This window comes from uncultured Eudoraea sp., from assembly GCF_947258925.1.
In the GTDB taxonomy this organism is placed as follows: domain Bacteria; phylum Bacteroidota; class Bacteroidia; order Flavobacteriales; family Flavobacteriaceae; genus Eudoraea.
Genome location: NZ_CAMYKG010000002.1, coordinates 11188 through 30439, shown reverse-complemented (window position 1 = coordinate 30439; position 19252 = coordinate 11188). Strand labels below are relative to the sequence as shown.

Sequence of the window (19252 nt, the reverse complement as noted above, 5' to 3'; positions counted from 1 at the left end):
AGAGAATCCTGCCAAAACCTTTTACCATAAAGGTGCGGCAGGATTTTTTCGCTTAAACAATGGTTGCAAAGAAGAAAGATATCCGTGCCCTTACCAAAGAGCAACTTCGTGATTTTTTCCAGGATCAGGGAGATAAAGCTTTTCGGGGAAATCAGGTTTATGAATGGTTATGGCAAAAATCAGCGCATTCATTTGATGCAATGACGAATATCTCTAAAGATACGCGCCAAAAATTGGAAGCGAATTTTGTGATTAATCATATAAAGGTAGATCAATTACAAAAAAGCTCCGACGGCACAATTAAGAATGCAGTCCGGTTACACGATGGCTTGGTGGTAGAATCTGTACTTATTCCAGCCAAAGACAGGACCACCGCTTGCGTCTCTTCTCAAGTGGGATGCAGTCTGGATTGTAAATTTTGTGCCACCGCCAGATTAAAGAAGATGAGGAACCTTAATCCTGATGAAATATATGATCAGGTGGTCGCCATCAATAATGAAAGCGAACTTTATTTCAACAGACCCTTAAGCAATATTGTTTTTATGGGAATGGGTGAACCGCTAATGAATTATAATAATGTTCTAAAGGCAATAGACAAAATAACTTCACCCGAAGGCCTTGGAATGTCTCCAAAACGGATAATTGTTTCTACTTCGGGAGTTCCAAAAATGATTAGGAAGCTGGCCGATCAGGGGGTTAAATTTAAACTAGCAGTATCTCTTCATTCAGCTATCGAAGAGGTCCGGACATCAATAATGCCTTTTAATGCAACATTTAACCTGAAGGATTTGAGGGATTCTTTGATCTATTGGTATTCTAAAACAAAGAGTCGGATTACCTACGAATATGTGGTGTGGGAGGGGATTAACGATAGTGAAAAAGATATAAATGCCCTCGTGGCATTTTGCAAATTTGCACCTTCAAAAGTGAACCTCATAGAGTATAACCCTATAGATGATTCTAACTTTAAGCAGGCATCTAATGCTGCAGTTAATAATTATGTGGAAACCCTGGAGCGTAATGGAATTGTTGTTACAGTGCGACGATCAAGGGGAAAAGATATTGATGCAGCCTGCGGACAACTGGCGAATAAATCTTTATAAAATGCAAGTTGATCAACGGATTTTCCATGGGCGAATTTCAGAATAATAAAACTAGCCCGGATGACGTACTGCCAGTATCTTCTTATTTCTTAATTCTCACGTCGTTCTCCTTGTTATTTTCCCTAAATTTATCGTCCATCATTGGTAAAATCAATTCTATTGAAAATTGTCGCGCAAATAACTGAACCGATCAATGAAGAAATGGAACTTTTTGAAAGAAAGTTTCGTGATTCCATGTCAACAAAAGTGGCACTTCTTAATCGGATTACTTACTATATTGTAAACCGTAAAGGAAAGCAAATGCGGCCAATGTTTGTTTTTCTTACGGCAAAGCTGGTGAATAACGGTGTTGTCAATGAACGGACATATCGGGGAGCATCGGTAATAGAATTGATACATACAGCATCTCTGGTCCACGATGATGTAGTAGATGATAGTTATAAGCGAAGAGGTTTTTTCTCTATCAACGCACTTTGGAAAAATAAGATTGCAGTGCTTGTTGGGGACTATTTGCTTTCAAAGGGCATGTTACTTTCCGTTGAGCATGAAGATTTTGATTTATTAAAAATTATTTCAATCGCAATCCGCGAAATTAGTGAGGGCGAATTGCTTCAAATTGATAAAGCCAGGAGATTAGATATTACCGAGGAAGTATATTACGAAATCATCAGACAAAAAACAGCGACCCTTATCGCGGCGTGTTGCAGTCTTGGAGCCTGTTCAGTAAAACCGGGGAGTTCAGATGTTGAAACTTTTCGAAAATTTGGAGAACTCTGTGGTATGGCCTTTCAGATTAAAGATGATCTTTTTGACTATGGAGAAGAAAAAATAGGTAAACCTACCGGGATTGATATAAAGGAGCAAAAAATGACACTACCGTTAATATATGCCCTTAACCATAGTACTCCCAAAGAGAAAAAATGGCTTATTAACTCGGTAAAAAATTACAATAAGGACAAATCCCGGGTTAAAGAAGTAATCGCACTGGTTAAAGCAAAAGGAGGGCTGTCTTATGCAGAAGCTAAAATGCATGAGTTTAAAAATAATGCCCTGGATCTTTTGAATACTTACCCCAATTCGGAGTATAAGGATGCACTTACATTATTAGTAAGTTATGTTGTGGATCGAAAAAAATAGTGCTTTATTATCTAATCATAAGTCAATTAGAATAAAATTCTGATCTCAGGCAACGTTTTTGATTTTGAAAACGTCTTTATATACAGAGGACCAAAATGAAACGCTTGAAAATTATTTCCTTTTACAATAATGAAAAAGCCCTGATCAGGAAGGCGATATCAGGTCATCCCGACGCGCAAAGGGGTATCTACGAAAAGTATGCACCCAAGATGCTTGGGGTATGCAGGCAGTACATTAAAGACCTGCACTATGCTGAAGATGTAATGATCAATGGTTTTGTTAAGGTGTTTAAAAGTTTAAGTTCATTTAGACATGAAGGAAGCTTTGAAGGCTGGGTCAGACAAATAATGGTTAGGGAATCTATCTCTTATCTAAGAAAAAAACAATTTGTTGTCTTTGATGAGCAGGTTTATGAATATAGCGCTCAAAAACAGATTACCATTCCATCAGCATTAGATGTTGAATATATTCAACAATTAATTGACAATTTACCAGAAGGGTATAAAATGGTCTTTATGCTTTTCGCTATTGAAGGGTATAAACATTCTGAAATTGCAAATATGCTTGGGATTTCAGAAAGCACATCAAAATCTCAGTTGTTTAAGGCCAGAAGAATATTACAGCATAAATTAAAAGAACAAAGTATTTTAGGTTATGGAACCCACTAAATTTGAAAATCATATTAAAAACTCTCTGGATAAGAGGAAAATTAATCCTTCAGAGGAGGCCTGGCATAAAATAAAAGAAGAGCTTGGGAATGACTATATGCCAGAAAAAAGAAAATATCTCCGGTATGGCATTGCGGCTGGGTTTATCGGCTTTTTACTGATAGCGGCACTATTTTTTTGGAAAGATGATAAGGCTTTAGAGCAGGAGTTTCAAATTGTTGATAAACCTTTAATACCTGTGATAGAACCAGAACGGGTGTTACCACAGGATGAGACAGATCTTGTTTCAGAAAAAGCAGTGACTACTGTAGAAAAATTGGTAACTGAAGACAAAGAAAACAGGTATGAAGTGCCAAAATCCCAATCAAAGCATGAGATGGTTTTGGTTGAAGATACACAAGAACCCATAATAGAAAACACCCAAAACAATCCGGACTCAGATTCTGATGAACTTTTTAATGCCAAAATTGCCGAGGTAATGGCTCAGGTGAATGAAATGGAAGGGAAAGACAAAGAGCTATCGGATATGGAAATTGATTCGCTCTTAAGACAGGCACAAAGGGAAATTTTAGCAGAAAAAATTACAAATTCTGATAATTCAATCAACCCATCAGCTCTGCTTTCACAGGTAGAAGAAGAGCTGGATCAATCATTCCGTGATCAGATTTTCGAAAAATTGAAAACGGGTTTTGTAAAAGTCAGGACGGCTGTGGCGGATCGTAATAATTAGTATTAATCAGGTTCTTAGAACCTTCTTACTATACTTAAAAAGCTTAACAGAGTTTATTCATCAATCATTAATCAAAACCAAAATGAAAACAATCAGCACTTATTTCGTTATTATTTTGATGTGTTTTATTTCCAATTCCATAGCGGCGCAGGAAGACCATCAAGAAGACTATAAAGAAAAGATAGAAGCACTTAAAGAACAGAAAGAAAAAATAACACAGGAAGAAAAAGAGGCTTTAAAAAGGGAAGTAGAAGCCATTAATAAGCGCTCAGAAAATGGTGCAATCACCACTGAAGAAGCAAAAAAACTTAAAGAAGAAGCCGCCAGGAAAAGAGCTTTAAATATTGAGAACAGAATAGCAATAATTGACAACGAAATTGCATTACTGGAGCGCAATAAGGGAGAAGTGCTGGCTCAGGAAGAGGATAATACCGGGAATGATGATGATGATGGTTTTACCATAAGAATTGACGATGAAGAATGGGAAATAAATGATAACAAGTATGGCTGGTCAAAATATGGAAGGCGTACCTATTCAGACCTTATTGTTGCATTTGGTTTGAATAATGCAATAATTGAAGGTCAGTCCTTGAATGATACTCCTTATAAGGTTGGTGGAAGCAGGTTTTTTGAAATTGGCTGGGCATGGCGAACAAGGGTATTTAACAAAACAAATTTTATGAGGATCCATTACGGTTTTTCCTTTCAGTTTAATGGATTAAAATCAAAGAATAACCTCTATTATGTGGTGAATGATGAAGGAGAAACAGTTCAGGAAGAATTTCCGTTCGATCTTAGGAAATCAAAACTTAAGTTGGACAACCTGGTTATACCCATTCATTTTGAATTTGGTCCGTCGAGAAAAAGAATCTCTGATAATAATGTAAAATATTCTTTAAAGCATCAGTTTAGAATTGGTCTTGGCGGATATGGTGGTTTTAACATGGGGACACGCCAAAAGTTGAAATACAATGATAGTGGTTCTAGTAAAAAAACAAAGATTAAGGGCGGTTTAAACAGTAATCCCTTTATCTATGGATTAAGTGGTTACATTGGAGTAGATTGGTTTCTGCTCTATGTTAAATACGATCTAAATCCGATTTTCAAAAGTCCATCCCAGGAACAGAGGAATATTTCACTTGGACTCCGATTTGATATATAGAACGGCAAGATTTGAAATTCTGTCTCAGGTATAATCAGCCAGAATTATATTTACCTGAGACAGACACTCATTTTTGTTAAGAATTAGTTTTGCTTTTCGAAGCTCCGTTTCATTTCTGGTGTAAATTCTTCTTCATAGAATCCTTTTTTGCAATGATCACAATGCACTACCTTAGGTGTAGATACGCGAAAAATAGGAATCCAGAATAAGTGAAAAAAATGAGGTGTACTTTCACCCCTAAGTGTATTGGACTGATTACAATGAGAACACTTTATATGACTCATGTTAACTGTTCTTGTCTTCCCCGGCCGAATACCAAAAAATAGGATCATATTAGATTTCAATTAGTTTTACTATAAATAATGTTTCCCCATAGAACTGTAATCTAAAAATACGTTATTTTAAAGCATTCTATTTTCTTATTTTTACAATTCAAATAGTTCGTCACTTTGATTTCAAAATTTACAATAGATCAAGTTTATGAAACTGCCCGGCTAGAGGAAGTCATCGGGGATTTTGTGCAACTCAAAAAGGCTGGTTCCAATTTTAAGGGGTTAAGCCCTTTTACGGATGAACGCACACCAAGTTTTATGGTGTCACCCGTAAAACAGATTTGGAAGGACTTTAGCAGTGGCAAAGGTGGAAATGTTGTTGCATTTCTCATGGAACACGAGCATTTTACCTATCCCGAGGCTATTAAATATTTGGCTAGGAAATACAATATTGAAATAGAAGAAACTGAACGTACTGATGAACAGAAGGAACAAGCCGATGAGCGAGAAAGTATGTATCTGGTTTCGGAATATGCCCAACAGTATTTCGAGAAAACCCTTTGGGAGAAAGAATTAGGAAAGGCAATTGGACTTAGTTATTTCCGAGAACGCGGTTTTACAGATGACATAATTAGAAAGTTTGGATTGGGCTATAGCCTGGACCAATGGGACGTTTTTACCAATTCAGCCCTGAAAGAAGGATATCAGCTGGAATTTTTGCAAAAAACAGGTCTTACGATTCTAAAAGAGGATGCTGGCAATCCCGGGACTTCTAGAAAATTTGATAGGTTTAAAGGAAGGGTAATGTTTCCCATTCATTCTATGAGCGGTCGTGTACTCGGATTTGGAGGCAGGATACTTTCTAAGGAAAAAAAGGCTGCAAAATATCTCAACTCTCCTGAAAGTGCAATTTATCACAAGAGCAAAGTCTTATATGGAATATATTTTGCCAAACAAGCTATCGCAAAAGAGGATAACTGCTATTTGGTAGAAGGCTATACAGATGTTATTCAACTGTATCAAAGAGGAATACATAATGTAGTTTCATCCAGTGGAACCGCACTTACCCCTGAACAAATAAGGCTAATTAACAGATTAACAAAAAATATTACGGTATTATTTGATGGCGATGCAGCAGGTTTACGCGCCTCACTTCGAGGGATTGATCTTATCCTTGAACAGGGAATGAATGTTAGGATTTGTACATTTCCTGAAGGCGAAGACCCTGATAGTTTCGCAAAAAACAATGAGATTGAAGAAATCTTGGGATATCTTCAGAAAAATGCCAAAGATTTTATTCAGTTTAAAACCTCCTTACTGGCCAAAGATGCGGCTGATGATCCGATTAAAAAGGCTGAAACTATTCGTGAAATTGTAAATAGTATTTCTAAAATCCCGGATAGGATTAAGCGTGAGATTTATATTCAGGAGTGTTCGCAAATAATGAATATTTCAGAAGAGGTCTTGTTCAATACGCTGGCTCAGATTGGAAGAAAAGAACAAACAGAAACGGCCACAAAACGGAGGCAGGAACAAAAAGCTTTTGAGGTTGTTAAGCATAGCCAAAAGGAACAAAAATTAGATGTTCAATATGAACTGGAAAGAAAAATAATAGAAATGCTTCTCCTTTACGGCAATGAACTTCAGGAATTCGAGGACCTTATTTTAAAGGAAAATGAGGAAGGAGATCTCGTATTAGAACCGGAAAACATGGAAGCAAAGGTTTATGAAAAGGTATATCTGGACCTTCAGGAAGATGAGATAGAACTCACACATGACCAATTCAGAAATATCTATTACAAATTAATGGAGGGACTTACAGAAAATGAAGAATTTTCCATAACTACTTTTATGACTGAACTCGATCAGGAAATGGTCTCCCAAATCTCCTCTATCTTGATGGAAGAGGAAAAATATGAGTTACATCAATGGGAGCGAAAGGATATCTATCCAAAAGACAAGGAAAAAAGTATCTCCCAGTTGGTAAGTGAAACCATCTTAACTTTACGTTGCTTTCTGATTAAAAAACGGATTACTTCGCTCCAGGAAAATACCGAAGATTCAAACGGAGATCACAAGGAAACCCTTGAAGAAATAATGAATTACCTTCAATTGAACAAACTCTTAAATAAGAAGTTAAACAGGGTACTCGCGTAACTAAACCGACTTGGCTATTTTAAACTTGGTTTCCATAAAAAACCCCGACTTATGAGTCAGGGTTATTATTTTAATCAATCTTAACTTAGTACAACTCCAAAGCTTTAGCTTGTTGAAGTAAATCCACAAGATTGTCAACATTTAGTTTTTTCATTAGACGAGCTTTATACGTACTCACGGTTTTTTCGTTGAGATTCAACCCAAGGGCAACATCCTTGTTGCGCTTGCCGCTAGCCAAAAGTTTAAGTACTTCAACTTCTCTGGTAGACAATTTTCTGAAGAACCTTCGAGGCTTCTGAGTTCCTTCATCAAACGCCAGACGTTGTGCCAACTCATTTGTGATGAACATATTACCTTCACTAACTTTTTTAACCGCAGTAATTATGTAGTCCAAATCTGCAGTTTTTGAGAGATAACCAAATGCTCCTGCCCTTATCGTACTTAAAGCGTAAACGTCTTCAGATTGACCGCTATAGATCAATACTTTTATATCCGGGTATTCTTGTTTAAGCTTTCTAAGCGCAGCTATTCCATTGATTTCCGGGATATCCATTTCAAGTATTACAACGTCGGGGGTTAACGTCTCTAATTTTTTAAAAAGTTCAGTAGTAGTGGTAACATCATCAATAATCTCAAAATCGGAGGCCGAACTTAATACGTCCCTTATTCCCATTCTGACTATCGGATGATTATCCGCAATTAAAACTTTTATCATTTTGATTGGTTTTCTAGATTTTAACACTAGGGCATGTCTAAAAATACTGACATGCAATGTAAGGTTAAATTATCTAATTTCTTAAACAAAAGTGTACTTTTTTTCTTAATAATTAGGAATAATAGCCCTATTATTCGTTTTAATTAACTTATTCTTAGCCAAGATGTTATTTTAGATTGTCCGGAATTTCACAAACAGGGATTGGGAGCATCTTGTGTTGATTCATGGTATTGTATCTTTTAAAGATAAGAAATACCTCTTTTTCCCTTCCTTTAAAATCCTTGGCTTCCTTCCCATTATCATCCATTTGCATGGCCCATTCCAATTCGGGATAACTTGCCCCAATCTGATCTTCATCGGTGCGATCATCACCCCATAAACCATCTGTAGGAGGCGCAATAATTATTTCGTGGTTAATGCCTAAATATTCTGCGATTTCATAGACTTCTGTCTTTAGAAGGTCAGCGATTGGACTTAGATCCACACCACCATCCCCATATTTTGTATAGAAGCCAATACCAAAATCTTCCACCTTATTCCCCGTTCCTGCTACTAAATAATTCTCAAGGGCCGCAAAATAATAAAGCGTTGTCATACGAAGTCTTGCACGTGTGTTAGCCAAAGACATAAACCTGTCTTCCACATTATCAACTGGTGGCAGTGATGCAACCAGATTATCGAACACATCGGTAAGATTTACAGGCTGCCTTGAAACATTTTCAAAGTTTTGCATTAGCCAATCAATATGATTGGATGCTCGCGTCACTTGGTTTTTACCCTGGTGGATAGGCATTTCAACACATAATAATTTAAAACCTGTTTTTGCACATAAGGTTGAAGTGACTGCGGAATCTATCCCTCCGGATACACCTATAACAAATCCTTTAATTTTTGCCTGGGTTGCATATTCCTTTAACCAATTTACGATGTGATCAACTACCTTTTCTGTTTGCATAGGCTACATTATTATATGGAAGTACTAACTTTGCAGCGATAAAAATAAAACCAAAACCCTGAATAATAAAACTGAAGAGGAATTACTTACTATGAAAAAAATACTTTTTACCATTTTAGTAATGTTTTTTACCCTACAAGCTTGTAAAAAGGAAAAAAAAGTATCTCAAGATGTTTCAATGATTCAGCTAGACCTGAAAGTAGAGCGTTTTGACAGGGAGTTTGCAGAAGCACAACCGGAGGATATGGCAAAACTAAAACAGAAATTCCCATATCTTTTTCCAAAGCAATATTCCGATAGTGTTTGGATTGCAAAAATGAAGGATACCTTGCAAATTGAATTAAGTAGTGAAGTCAAGGCTGTTTTTCCCGATTTTAAACAAGAAACAAAAGATCTCGAACTCTTGTTCAAACATACCTTGTATTACTTTCCCAAATACAGGGTTCCTAGAGTAGTTACAGTTATTTCTGATGTGGATTACACCAACCGTGTTATTTTAGCAGACACGCTTCTATTGATAGGCTTGGATAATTATTTGGGCAAGGAGCATAAATTTTATGCGGGCATTGAGAATTATATAGCTGCCGGACTGGATAAAAACTTTTTAACTAGTGATGTGGCAAGTACTTTTGCAAAAACAAGACTACCCCCTCCACAAGACCGTACTTTTTTGGGACAGATGATATACTATGGGAAAGAATTATACCTTAAGGACAGATTGATGCCGTTAAGCACCGATGCTCAAAAAATTGGATATTCTCCTGAACAAATAGCATGGGCAGAGGCCAATGAAGAACAGATTTGGCGCTATTTTATTGAAAGAGAATTACTTTATAGTACGGATAATATGCTCGCGCCAAGATTTTTAGACCCTGCTCCGTTTTCTAAATTCAGGTTAGAACTTGATAACGAATCTCCCGGAAGATTGGGTAGGTGGATGGGATGGCAAATAGTAAGATCATTTATGGAAAATAATGATGTTAAACTTAATCAGCTTTTGGAATTATCTGCAGATGAAATATTTAAGAAATCTAATTATAAACCGAAAAAATAAATCATGGGTAAATTACATACTTCGCAAATAACACTAAAAGTTGGCCTCGATGAGAATCGTGTTCCGGAAGAGTTGAACTGGTCTGCAGAAGATGGCGGTATTGTAAATGAGGAGGCAAAAGCCATGTTTTTATCGGTATGGGATAGTAAGAACCAGGAGTCTTTAAAAATTGATTTATGGACAAAAGATATGCCTGTAGATGAAATGAAAGTATTCTTTCACCAAACCTTGATCGCAATGTCTGATACTTTTATGAAAGCCACTCAGGACGAAAAGATGACTGCAACTATGAAGGATTTTTGTTCCTATTTTGCAGAAAAACTGGATTTAAAAAAGGATTAATCCAGTACAACAGTAATGGGCCATCCCTCAAATTGAGAAGCTTTGCCTGTTGTGACATCGGTATATCTGGGCCAGCATTCAAAGGTAACACGCTTCTCTTTTTGGTTAAATCTTATTAATCCGTAACCACCGCCATGGGAAGGGCTTTCAGGGTTAACATAGGCCATAACACTTATTTTGTTGCCAAATCCATCTAAATAATCACCTGTCCATGGCAATGAGGTGTTATTATTAGGGTTAACCCCGGCTTGTTCATCTTCCGGCCACCACCATCGGCTATAATAGTCGTTTACAATTGCGGGTACCACGAAGGCCCAGGGTCCATCTCTAAATTCTTCGATACCATGTTGGATAACAGTTGCCAGATGCTGATCTCCTGCAATATGTACCGCATTTGCTTTTTTAATGAGCTTCAATGCCTTATTTCTCCCGCTTTGGGGCCAGCCATTGGAATCCAGGTCCGCATGTAACCGATTATCAATGGAACCATGAATATGGGCACCCCCACAAAACCCGGTTTGGGATAAAACTACTTTCATAGACCCGGGATTTTCACCAGCCCAATTTTCTAAAAAAGCAAGTTGTCTCTCGCCTAATAAAGTCAGCTCTTCCAGATCAATAGACTTTGGATCGTATTCTGGATTCCTGATATGGTCAGGACGAGGGCCTTGCTGAGGAATTTTACCTTCCGGCCCGGATTTAAACTTTCTGTCTTCCAGGATGGCGAAATCAATACCGCTAAGACTAAGATTTGTAAAGTACACCCCAATGCCCTGTTCAATGGGTGTTGGATCATAGGGGTCCGGCAGATGGGCGGTTTGACACCTTTCAACCATTTTCACATATTCCGGATGATAGGTGTATCCTCCATCACTACTTCCTTTTGCGGTAGATAATTTACCATTTTCACCCCAAAGATTACCCTGGCCAATATCATGATCATCAGGAATGGTTATACAGGGCCTGTTCCTGAAAGTTTCACGAAATTGAAGCCCGAATTTGAGCCATGCGGCGGTATGCTCAGTATGATCATATGACTGATCCCCGGCAAAGAACATCAGGTCCGGGTCCTGATAATTTATATTCCGCACATAATTTTCTCTTAACCCCCTGTCTTTATTTGAATTACATGAAAGTGCCGCCATAACAATCTCTGAATTATCTGCAGGATTTTTTCTGATAATACCTTCAAAAAAGGCCCGTTTCCCATGGGTAATTTTGTATTTGATATCTTTGGTCGAATCCCAATTTTCTACCCTGAATAATGCAGACCATCCCAATTCATTAACATTTTGCCTTTGGACTTCTTTCCATTTTTCATCACTGTATAGCTCCAGGATAATTTCTCTCGTTTCATTGGGGTATAGGGGATAAAGTTGCCCCGTTAATTTTAGAGTATTATTGTGTACGGTATAAAGGCCAAAGGCCACCACACTATCTCTATTAACTTTTAGATTGATTATTGGATTAGATTCCCTATTCCACCAATCATTGGTTGCCAGTGTATCTAAATCTTTAAAAGGGGCAGTTAATGGGGCGGATCCCAATTGGGTATGACCTATCTGCGGTGAAAACGCAATTAACAGAATAAAATATTTTATACATTTATACATAGTAGGGTTGATCAGATAGCTATATGTGATGTAAGTAATGCGTAATTTTATTGACTACAAAGTATAGTCAAAGCACGGATCAGTGCTTTTTAAATGTATTAAATAAATATGAAAGAAGACATAAAGGGCAAGCTGATTTTTATTTATAATGCCAATTCGGGAATGAAAAATTCCATTTTGGATGCAGCGCATAAAGCGCTAAGTCCAAATACATACCAGTGCAATCTCTGTGATCTGACATTTGATGTTTTTAATGAGAAGAAAAGATGGAAACAATTCCGGGAACAAGAAGATTGGCACATGGAATTTTTGCATAAAGATGAGTATAGTAAACTCTATGCATCAAAGTTTGGATATAAGTTTAAGTTCCCAATCGTATTATTAGCGGTAAATGAAGAGTTACAGGTGTTTATTACGACAAAAGAACTCAATGAACTAGAGAATACTGAAGCCTTAATTGATTTAATTAAGAAAAGAAGCAAAGCACTGACAGCGTAGGGTAACAGTCATTATTTCTTTTGGTAGAATTCTAAATTTATTTCTTCTATATAATCCAAAACCTCTTCCCTGCCCATCCTGTTTGATGAGGAAGTTACGAAATGAATAGGCACCTCTTCCCAGGCACCCATAAGTAAATGATCTAAGTAATTTTTTACATTTCTTTCAATTGCTTTAGGTTTCAGTTTATCGGCCTTGGTAAAAATTATAGAAAACGGGATGCCGTTCTCACCTAACCACTGCATGAATTCAAGATCTATTTTTTGAGCTTCATGCCGAATATCAATCAGAAGAAAGGCATTAACCAATTGTTCCCTTCTTAAGAAATAATCGGTAATATATTTCTGAAAAGTCTTCTTGTCTTTTTTAGAAACTCTGGCGTAGCCATATCCGGGTAAATCTACAAGGAACCAGTTATCATTTATTTTGAAATGATTAATAAGTTGAGTTTTTCCTGGTCGCCCTGATGTTTTAGCGAGGTTCTTACGGGAAGTGAGCATATTTATAAGTGAAGATTTCCCTACATTCGATCTTCCAATAAAAGCATACTCCGGTAATTGTTGGTTTGGGCATTTATCCACACTGGAGTTACTCATTAAAAAGTCGGCAGACTTTATTTTCATAACGGTTGTGGTGCTAGAATTGACGCTTTTGCAACCATTTGTCCAGGATGTCATTAAATTCATTTGGATGTTCCATCATGGGTGCATGGCCACATTTCTTTATCCAGAAAAGTTCTGAATCCGGAAGTAAGTCATGAAATTCCCTTGCTACATTAGGGGGTGTTACGGAATCATTTTCACCCCAAATAATACAAGTGGGCGTCATCATATGGGGTAAATCTTTGGACATATTATGTCGTATCGCACTTTTAGCGATTGATAACGTCTTAATTAGTTTTTTTCTGTCATTTACTGTCGCAAAAACTTCATCTACAATTTCTTTGGTAGCTACTTCCGGATCATAAAAAACATCCTGAGCTTTCTTTTTAATAAAATCATAGTCTCCTCTTTTGGGATAGCCATCTCCCATAGCACTTTCATAGAGCCCCGAACTACCGGTAATTACAAGGGCTTTTACAATTTGTGGATAAAGTTTGGTATGTAGCAAGCCTACATGACCTCCAAGGGAATTACCCAGTAAAATCACATCTTTAAGTCCTTTGTATTCAATAAAACCCTCGAGGAACCTCGCAAAGTTTTTAACATTGGTTTTTAGGAGAGGCAAAGAGTAAATTGGTAGTTCAGGGATCAGGACTTTATAACCCTTACCAGGGAAATAATTTGTAACCCCATGAAAATTACTGAGGCCACCCATAAGGCCATGAAGTATAATCATCGGAGTTCCTTCTCCAACTTCAATAAACTTGTATTTGCCTTCTTTTTTAATGTGTTCTTCCATTAAATACTGCTTCACTCTTCAGTGGGCAAATATAGGCATTTCCGAATAATACCAATACTTTTGTAAAAATGTCCTTAACTATATGTTACTGAATTTTTACCTTTAAAAAGAAGCTTTCTGCTGTTGAAAATACTTCTTAAAACAGCGGAATCTGGCATAAAACTTCTCTGGCAAGATTGAATTTTTTTCAATAAAGTGGTAAATTGTGGTAAATTGTGGTAATAAATTCTATATATTTGAGTTTATAATACAAAACCGGCCAGTTTTAAGTGATAAGTTTTATAGGTACATATGATTGTAAAGCTGATGTTAAGGGGCGAGTAATGATACCAGTTACCCTTAAAAATCAGATGGCCCCTGTTCTTAACAAGGGCTTTGTCATAAAACGCTCTGTTTTTCAGCCTTGTCTTGAATTGTACCCTATGGATGAGTGGAATCTCTTAATGGAGAAAATGAATAAGAAAAACAGGTTCAAAAAGAAGAATAATGACTTTATCAGACGATTTTCAGCCGGCGTAAAACCCATAGAAATAGATGGTACAGGAAGGTTATTAATCCCCAAAAATCTGGTCTCCATCGCAGGGATAAAGAAAGAAGTTGTTTTGAGTTCAGCAATAAATATAATTGAGATTTGGGATAAGAATAGCTATGAACAAGTTCTAGATGAAACTGCAGAAAATTTTGCAGAATTAGCGGAAGAGGTAATGGGTGATGATGGAGACGAACTATCATAATCCTGTATTGTTAAAAGAGTCCGTTGATGGACTTAATATAATTGAAAATGGAATTTATGTCGATGTCACCTTTGGTGGTGGTGGACATTCCAGAGAGATCTTGAGGAGATTGGGTGATGCAGGTAAATTGTTTGCATTTGATCAGGATGAAGAGGCTTTACAGAATATTATTAGGGATGAAAGATTTACGCTGATCAATGAAAATTTTAGATATATAAAGCAGTTTCTAAAGTTCTATGGCATTAGGAAAGTGAACGGAATCTTGGCAGATTTTGGGGTTTCTTCGCATCAATTTGACAAGGCTGAACGTGGTTTTTCTACCCGTTTTGATGCGAATCTGGATATGAGAATGAGTTCCAGTAACAAAAAGAGTGCTTATGAGGTTGTTAATTCATACAGCTATGATGATCTCCGAAAAGTTTTGTTTCGTTATGGAGATTTGAGACGTGCCGATCCAATGGCTAAAACCATTGTGGAACATAGGGATAAAACTCCTATCAGGACAACATCGGACTTGAAATTGGCATTAAAAAATTATCTGCCAAAATTTAAGGAGAACAAAATTTTGGCACAGGTGTATCAGGCTATTCGCATTGAAGTGAATGAGGAATTATCGGCAATTGAGGAATTTCTGTTACAAACTCCTGATATAATGGACAAAGGGGGCCGGCTGAGTTTAATTAGTTACCACTCTTTAGAAGACAGACTGGTAAAGAGGTTTATCAGATCCGGTAATTTTTCTGGTGAAGTGGAAAAAGATTTTTACGGCAACACAATTACTCCCTTTAAAAAGATAGGAGGATTAATTGTTCCAACAGATAGCGAAATAGCTCGGAATAGTAGGGCGCGTAGTGCAAGGTTAAGAATAGCCGAGCGAATTTAATTTGTGAATTTAAGTGGTTCAAAATAACACAATACTTATGAGAAAAGGCATCATAGATATTTTAAAAGGGAAGTTCCTTGTGAGTGGGGATGCTCCAAAAAATTGGCTCTTTATCATTTTTGCATCCGTTTTAGCAACTGTAATGATTGCAAGTTCACATAGTGCTGATAAGAAAGTGCATCAGGTAGCAGCTTTGAATGAAGAAGTTAAGGAGTTAAAAAATGAATTCGTAGATATGCGTTCGGATGTGCAACGCTTGAAATTGGAATCCACTATTACTGAAAATGTAATGGATGAAGGACTTTTTCCTTCAGAAACACCACCTAAAAAAATAAAAGTAAAAACCAGCAATAAATAAGTGGCCATATCCGAAAAAAAAATATTGACCAGACTTTATATAGTATCTGCATGTCTTTTCCTGTTTGCGATTTCTGTGGCTGTTAAGCTGGTAAGTATCCAGATGGTTCACGGCAATAAGTATAAGGCGATGGCTCTGCAGCGAACCGAAAGGCTTTTTACAATTGCTCCCAACAGAGGCAACCTCTATTCTGATGATGGAAGTTTACTGGCTACATCGGTCTCAAGATATACCATACGATTTGATGCCGTTACTGTAAAAAATTCAGATTTTGAAGAAGAAGTAAAGCCATTGTCAGACGCTTTAGCCAAGCTATTTGGAAAACCCGCTGCCCATTATGAGCAAGTCTTGAGAAAGGCCAAAGCCAATAAAAACAGATATGCTTTAGTGGTGAGGAATCTTGATTATTCCGACTATATGCAGGTCAAATCTTTTCCGCTTTTTAATAAAGGACCTAATAGAGGAGGCTTTATTGTGGAACAAAAAACAGTGAGGGAACATCCTTTAGGTAAAATAGCGGAAAGAAGTGTTGGTTATGAACGTTTCGATGAAAATGGCTATGTGACCAGGGTTGGACTTGAAGGGGCCTTTGGTAATTATTTAAGAGGAATTGAAGGCAAAAGACTAAAACAGAAAATTGCAAAAGGACAGTGGAAACCTATTGGTTTAGACAATATTGTTGAACCAAAAGACGGGTACGATGTTGTTTCAACCATTGACATTAATATTCAGGACATTGCCCATCATGGTCTTCTAACGCAATTAGAAAAGTATAAAGCAGACCATGGATGTGTGATTGTAATGGAAACCAAAACAGGGGAAATAAAAGCCATCTCCAATCTTGGAAGAACAGAAGATGGTAAATATTATGAGAGACTAAATTATGCGATAGGAGAATCACACGAACCCGGTTCTACATTTAAACTAATGTCCTTGGTTGCTGCCCTTGAAGATGATAAAATAGACACTAGCACTGTTATTGATACCGAAAAAGGACGTTGGAGAATATACGATAGAACTGTACGGGATTCCAAGCACGGAGGTTATGGTAAAATTTCAATGGCAAGGGCTTTTGAAGTTTCTTCAAATACGGCTTTCGCTAAAATGATTCATAATAGTTATAAAGAAGAACCAACTGTCTATGTAGATCGCCTGATGTCTATGGGGCTTCATCAGGAACTGGGAATGCCGATTAAAGGAGAAGGTAAACCTGTAATCAGGTATCCGGGAGATAAGGGATGGTCTGGTATTTCACTGGCTTGGATGTCTCATGGTTATGAAGTATCCCTTACACCTTTACAGACCCTGGCTTTTTATAATGCCATTGCCAATGATGGTGAAATGTTGCGACCTCGCCTAATAAAAGAGGTTAGAGAATGGAACAAAACCATTTATAAATTTGACAAAGAAGTTATTAAGGAAACTATCTGTTCCAAAGAGACTGCAAAACAAGTGCAGGACTTATTAAAAAATGTGGTGGAAAAGGAACATGGAACAGGACACCGTTTGTATTCCAAGAATTTTTCCATGGCAGGTAAAACCGGTACGGCTCAAAAAAACTATGTGGCCCGTGATCCGGACAAATTAAGGTATATCTCAACCTTTGCAGGCTATTTTCCTGCCGACAACCCCAAATACTCGTGCATAGTAGTAATTCATGAGCCTGATAAAAGTGTTGGGTATTACGGAGCAGATGTATCTGGTCCGGTCTTCAAATCCATTGCCAGAAAGATTTATGCCAACAATCCATTAATAGACGAAATAAACACATTAGACCCTTACAACGTTGATTTAGATGCAAGTTTTCAGAGTTATTATTTGGAGGCTCAAAAAAATTATAAACAGATGCCGGATGTTAAAGGCATGAGTGGTATGGACGCTATTTCAATTTTAGAAAACATGGGACTTGAAGTAGAGGTCAAAGGAAATGGAAAGGTTAAAAATCAATCTATTTCTAAAGGAACAGATTTGAAAAAGGTAAAGAAAATAATTCTAGAACTTTCATGAAGCCGCTAAAAGATATACTATATGGGGTTAGACTTTCTGCGGTTAGTGGGTCTACGGGAGTTTTGGTAAATACCATTTGCTTTGATTCAAGAAAAGTGGTCAAGGGAGATGTTTTTATAGCTATTCGGGGATTGATAACTGATGGTCATAAATATATTGATAAGGCAATAGCATCAGGTGCCAATTCAATTGTATGTGAAAACCTCCCTTCAAATTTGAAGAATAATATTACATACGTTGAAGTTGGCGATGCTAATCAGGCCCTTGCTATTATGGCATCCAATTTTTATGATACTCCATCCAAAAATTTAAAACTCATTGGCATTACCGGTACCAATGGAAAAACGACGGTCAGTAGTTTGCTGTATCAATTATTTAAGAAAGCCGGTTACAAAGTTGGACTAATATCTACTATAAAAATTATTGTAGATAATGAGGAATTCCCTACTAGTCATACCACACCGGATGCCATGGTAATCAATCATTATCTCTCCCTGATGAATGAAGCAGGGGTGGAATTTTGTTTTATGGAAGTGAGTTCCCATGGCATTCATCAAAAAAGAACGGAAGGGCTGGTGTTTGAGGGAGCAATCTTTACAAATTTATCACATGACCACCTGGACTATCACAAGACTTTTGCAGAATATAGGAATACCAAAAAGAAGTTATTTGATGACTTGCCAAAAAAAGCATTTGCCTTAACCAACATTGATGATAAGAATGGGCTTGTGATGCTTCAGAATACAACAGCTAAGAAATATACCTATGCACTAAAAAGTTATGCTGATTACAGGGCTCAGATATTGGAAAATCAGTTTAACGGGCAGTTGCTAAAAATAGAAGAAAATGAGCTTTGGACAAGGTTAATAGGACATTTCAATGCTTACAATATCCTGGCAATATATGCAACAGCCGACTTGCTGGGATTGGAAAAACTAGAAATCCTTCGGTTGCTTAGTGAATTGGAAAATGTAGATGGAAGGTTTCAATATTTTATTTCTAAAGAAAAAATAACAGCTATTGTTGATTATGCCCATACGCCGGACGCCTTAAAAAATGTACTTGATACTATCAATACATTGAGGACTGGAAATGAAAACGTCATCACCGTAGTGGGGTGTGGTGGTGATCGTGACAGGTCTAAGCGTCCGGTAATGGGACATATCGCTTCAGCAATGAGCAGCAAAGCCATTTTCACCTCTGATAATCCAAGATCAGAACCACCTTTGATTATCATTGAAGAGATGGAAGCCGGTGTTGAACCTCAGCATGTAAAGAAGGTTTTATCGATTGAAAATCGGGACCAGGCCATCAAAGCTGCTTGCCAGTTAGCGCTGCCTAATGATATTATCCTCGTTGCAGGAAAGGGCCATGAAACATATCAGGAAACAAACGGCGAACGAGTAGATTTTGACGATTTTAAAATTGTGAAGGAAGTATTAACCAGTTTAAACAAATAACAA

Annotated in this window: 20 protein-coding genes; 14 read left to right on the top strand and 6 right to left on the bottom strand. The window is 37.2% G+C overall.

Annotated features, from left to right (window positions below):
* Positions 1 to 59 precede the first annotated feature (59 nt).
* From rlmN to Q0X77_RS00805, 5 genes are all read left to right on the top strand, one after another.
* Positions 60 to 1103, top strand: a complete 1044-nt coding sequence (gene rlmN / locus Q0X77_RS00825) for a 23S rRNA (adenine(2503)-C(2))-methyltransferase RlmN (RefSeq protein WP_297791887.1) — start codon at positions 60 to 62, stop codon at positions 1101 to 1103.
* Positions 1104 to 1262: 159 nt separating this feature from the next.
* The gene (locus tag Q0X77_RS00820) at positions 1263 to 2240 is read left to right on the top strand and encodes a polyprenyl synthetase family protein (RefSeq protein WP_297791885.1); all 978 of its coding nucleotides are present in this window, start codon (positions 1263 to 1265) and stop codon (positions 2238 to 2240) included.
* 104 nt (positions 2241 to 2344) lie between these two features.
* On the top strand, positions 2345 to 2908 hold the full coding sequence (locus Q0X77_RS00815; protein ID WP_297792010.1) for an RNA polymerase sigma factor: 564 nt from the start codon (positions 2345 to 2347) through the stop codon (positions 2906 to 2908).
* Positions 2895 to 3638: a hypothetical protein gene (locus Q0X77_RS00810; protein WP_297791883.1), complete on the top strand. Its 744-nt coding sequence runs from the start codon at positions 2895 to 2897 to the stop codon at positions 3636 to 3638. The genes Q0X77_RS00815 and Q0X77_RS00810 overlap by 14 nt, the downstream gene beginning before the upstream one ends.
* Positions 3639 to 3720: 82 nt before the next feature.
* Entirely contained in the window at positions 3721 to 4800 is a 1080-nt protein-coding gene (locus Q0X77_RS00805) for a hypothetical protein (RefSeq protein WP_297791881.1), read from the top strand.
* An 83-nt stretch (positions 4801 to 4883) separates the two neighbouring features.
* Here Q0X77_RS00805 and Q0X77_RS00800 read toward each other — a convergent pair whose 3' ends face one another.
* Positions 4884 to 5084: a zinc-ribbon domain-containing protein gene (locus Q0X77_RS00800; RefSeq protein WP_297791878.1), complete on the bottom strand. Its 201-nt coding sequence runs from the start codon at positions 5082 to 5084 to the stop codon at positions 4884 to 4886.
* 165 nt (positions 5085 to 5249) lie between these two features.
* Here Q0X77_RS00800 and dnaG point away from each other — a divergent pair, with 165 nt between their 5' ends.
* Positions 5250 to 7229, top strand: a complete 1980-nt coding sequence (dnaG, locus tag Q0X77_RS00795) for a DNA primase (protein ID WP_297791876.1) — start codon at positions 5250 to 5252, stop codon at positions 7227 to 7229.
* 85 nt (positions 7230 to 7314) lie between these two features.
* Here dnaG and Q0X77_RS00790 read toward each other — a convergent pair whose 3' ends face one another.
* A complete protein-coding gene (locus Q0X77_RS00790) occupies positions 7315 to 7944 on the bottom strand; it encodes a response regulator transcription factor (protein ID WP_297791874.1) in 630 nt (209 codons plus the stop codon).
* Positions 7945 to 8110: 166 nt separating this feature from the next.
* Complete coding sequence (nadE, locus tag Q0X77_RS00785) at positions 8111 to 8899, bottom strand: NAD(+) synthase (RefSeq protein ID WP_297791872.1); 789 nt, start codon at positions 8897 to 8899, stop codon at positions 8111 to 8113.
* Positions 8900 to 8990: 91 nt separating this feature from the next.
* Here nadE and gldB point away from each other — a divergent pair, with 91 nt between their 5' ends.
* Both gldB and gldC read left to right on the top strand, forming a co-directional pair.
* Positions 8991 to 9953: a gliding motility lipoprotein GldB gene (gene gldB / locus Q0X77_RS00780; RefSeq protein ID WP_297791870.1), complete on the top strand. Its 963-nt coding sequence runs from the start codon at positions 8991 to 8993 to the stop codon at positions 9951 to 9953.
* A gap of 3 nt (positions 9954 to 9956) precedes the next feature.
* Positions 9957 to 10295 (top strand): gliding motility protein GldC, encoded by a 339-nt coding sequence (gldC, locus tag Q0X77_RS00775; protein ID WP_297791868.1) that lies wholly within the window; start codon positions 9957 to 9959, stop codon positions 10293 to 10295.
* Here the strand turns inward: gldC and Q0X77_RS00770 are convergent.
* Complete coding sequence (locus Q0X77_RS00770; protein WP_297791866.1) at positions 10292 to 11908, bottom strand: hypothetical protein; 1617 nt, start codon at positions 11906 to 11908, stop codon at positions 10292 to 10294. The two genes, gldC and Q0X77_RS00770, sit on opposite strands and share 4 nt — an antisense overlap.
* A gap of 108 nt (positions 11909 to 12016) precedes the next feature.
* Here Q0X77_RS00770 and Q0X77_RS00765 point away from each other — a divergent pair, with 108 nt between their 5' ends.
* Positions 12017 to 12406: a GTPase gene (locus Q0X77_RS00765; protein WP_297791864.1), complete on the top strand. Its 390-nt coding sequence runs from the start codon at positions 12017 to 12019 to the stop codon at positions 12404 to 12406.
* 11 nt (positions 12407 to 12417) lie between these two features.
* Here Q0X77_RS00765 and yihA read toward each other — a convergent pair whose 3' ends face one another.
* Both yihA and Q0X77_RS00755 read right to left on the bottom strand, forming a co-directional pair.
* Positions 12418 to 13029, bottom strand: coding sequence for a ribosome biogenesis GTP-binding protein YihA/YsxC (gene yihA / locus Q0X77_RS00760; RefSeq protein WP_297791861.1), 612 nt, complete (start codon positions 13027 to 13029; stop codon positions 12418 to 12420).
* Positions 13030 to 13042: 13 nt separating this feature from the next.
* The gene (locus Q0X77_RS00755) at positions 13043 to 13807 is read right to left on the bottom strand and encodes an alpha/beta hydrolase (protein ID WP_297791859.1); all 765 of its coding nucleotides are present in this window, start codon (positions 13805 to 13807) and stop codon (positions 13043 to 13045) included.
* Between the two features lie 269 nt (positions 13808 to 14076).
* On the opposite strand from Q0X77_RS00755, the gene mraZ reads away from it, so the two are divergent.
* Genes mraZ through Q0X77_RS00730 form a run of 5 tightly spaced genes read left to right on the top strand, consistent with a single transcriptional unit; the run spans position 14077 to position 19249 of the window.
* Positions 14077 to 14541: a division/cell wall cluster transcriptional repressor MraZ gene (mraZ, locus tag Q0X77_RS00750; protein WP_297791857.1), complete on the top strand. Its 465-nt coding sequence runs from the start codon at positions 14077 to 14079 to the stop codon at positions 14539 to 14541.
* Entirely contained in the window at positions 14519 to 15424 is a 906-nt protein-coding gene (gene rsmH, locus Q0X77_RS00745) for a 16S rRNA (cytosine(1402)-N(4))-methyltransferase RsmH (protein WP_297791855.1), read from the top strand. The genes mraZ and rsmH overlap by 23 nt, the downstream gene beginning before the upstream one ends.
* A gap of 37 nt (positions 15425 to 15461) precedes the next feature.
* Positions 15462 to 15782, top strand: coding sequence for an FtsL-like putative cell division protein (locus Q0X77_RS00740; RefSeq protein ID WP_297791853.1), 321 nt, complete (start codon positions 15462 to 15464; stop codon positions 15780 to 15782).
* Positions 15783 to 17789: a penicillin-binding protein gene (locus Q0X77_RS00735; RefSeq protein ID WP_297791850.1), complete on the top strand. Its 2007-nt coding sequence runs from the start codon at positions 15783 to 15785 to the stop codon at positions 17787 to 17789.
* Entirely contained in the window at positions 17786 to 19249 is a 1464-nt protein-coding gene (locus Q0X77_RS00730) for a UDP-N-acetylmuramoyl-L-alanyl-D-glutamate--2,6-diaminopimelate ligase (RefSeq protein ID WP_297791848.1), read from the top strand. Before Q0X77_RS00735 ends, Q0X77_RS00730 begins: the two co-directional genes overlap by 4 nt.
* The last annotated feature ends 3 nt before the right edge of the window (positions 19250 to 19252 follow it).

Bases quoted from the DNA above. Each gene is read 5' to 3' on its own strand.
- rlmN (WP_297791887.1), top strand. From the start codon at position 60: ATGGTTGCAAAGAAGAAAGATATCCGTGCCCTTACCAAAGAGCAACTT.
- Q0X77_RS00810 (WP_297791883.1), top strand. From the start codon at position 2,895: ATGGAACCCACTAAATTTGAAAATCATATTAAAAACTCTCTGGATAAG.
- Q0X77_RS00805 (WP_297791881.1), top strand. From the start codon at position 3,721: ATGAAAACAATCAGCACTTATTTCGTTATTATTTTGATGTGTTTTATT.
- Q0X77_RS00800 (WP_297791878.1), bottom strand. From the start codon at position 5,084: ATGAGTCATATAAAGTGTTCTCATTGTAATCAGTCCAATACACTTAGG.
- Q0X77_RS00790 (WP_297791874.1), bottom strand. From the start codon at position 7,944: ATGATAAAAGTTTTAATTGCGGATAATCATCCGATAGTCAGAATGGGA.
- nadE (WP_297791872.1), bottom strand. From the start codon at position 8,899: ATGCAAACAGAAAAGGTAGTTGATCACATCGTAAATTGGTTAAAGGAA.
- gldB (WP_297791870.1), top strand. From the start codon at position 8,991: ATGAAAAAAATACTTTTTACCATTTTAGTAATGTTTTTTACCCTACAA.
- gldC (WP_297791868.1), top strand. From the start codon at position 9,957: ATGGGTAAATTACATACTTCGCAAATAACACTAAAAGTTGGCCTCGAT.
- Q0X77_RS00770 (WP_297791866.1), bottom strand. From the start codon at position 11,908: ATGTATAAATGTATAAAATATTTTATTCTGTTAATTGCGTTTTCACCG.
- Q0X77_RS00765 (WP_297791864.1), top strand. From the start codon at position 12,017: ATGAAAGAAGACATAAAGGGCAAGCTGATTTTTATTTATAATGCCAAT.
- yihA (WP_297791861.1), bottom strand. From the start codon at position 13,029: ATGAAAATAAAGTCTGCCGACTTTTTAATGAGTAACTCCAGTGTGGAT.
- Q0X77_RS00755 (WP_297791859.1), bottom strand. From the start codon at position 13,807: ATGGAAGAACACATTAAAAAAGAAGGCAAATACAAGTTTATTGAAGTT.
- rsmH (WP_297791855.1), top strand. From the start codon at position 14,519: ATGATGGAGACGAACTATCATAATCCTGTATTGTTAAAAGAGTCCGTT.
- Q0X77_RS00740 (WP_297791853.1), top strand. From the start codon at position 15,462: ATGAGAAAAGGCATCATAGATATTTTAAAAGGGAAGTTCCTTGTGAGT.
- Q0X77_RS00730 (WP_297791848.1), top strand. From the start codon at position 17,786: ATGAAGCCGCTAAAAGATATACTATATGGGGTTAGACTTTCTGCGGTT.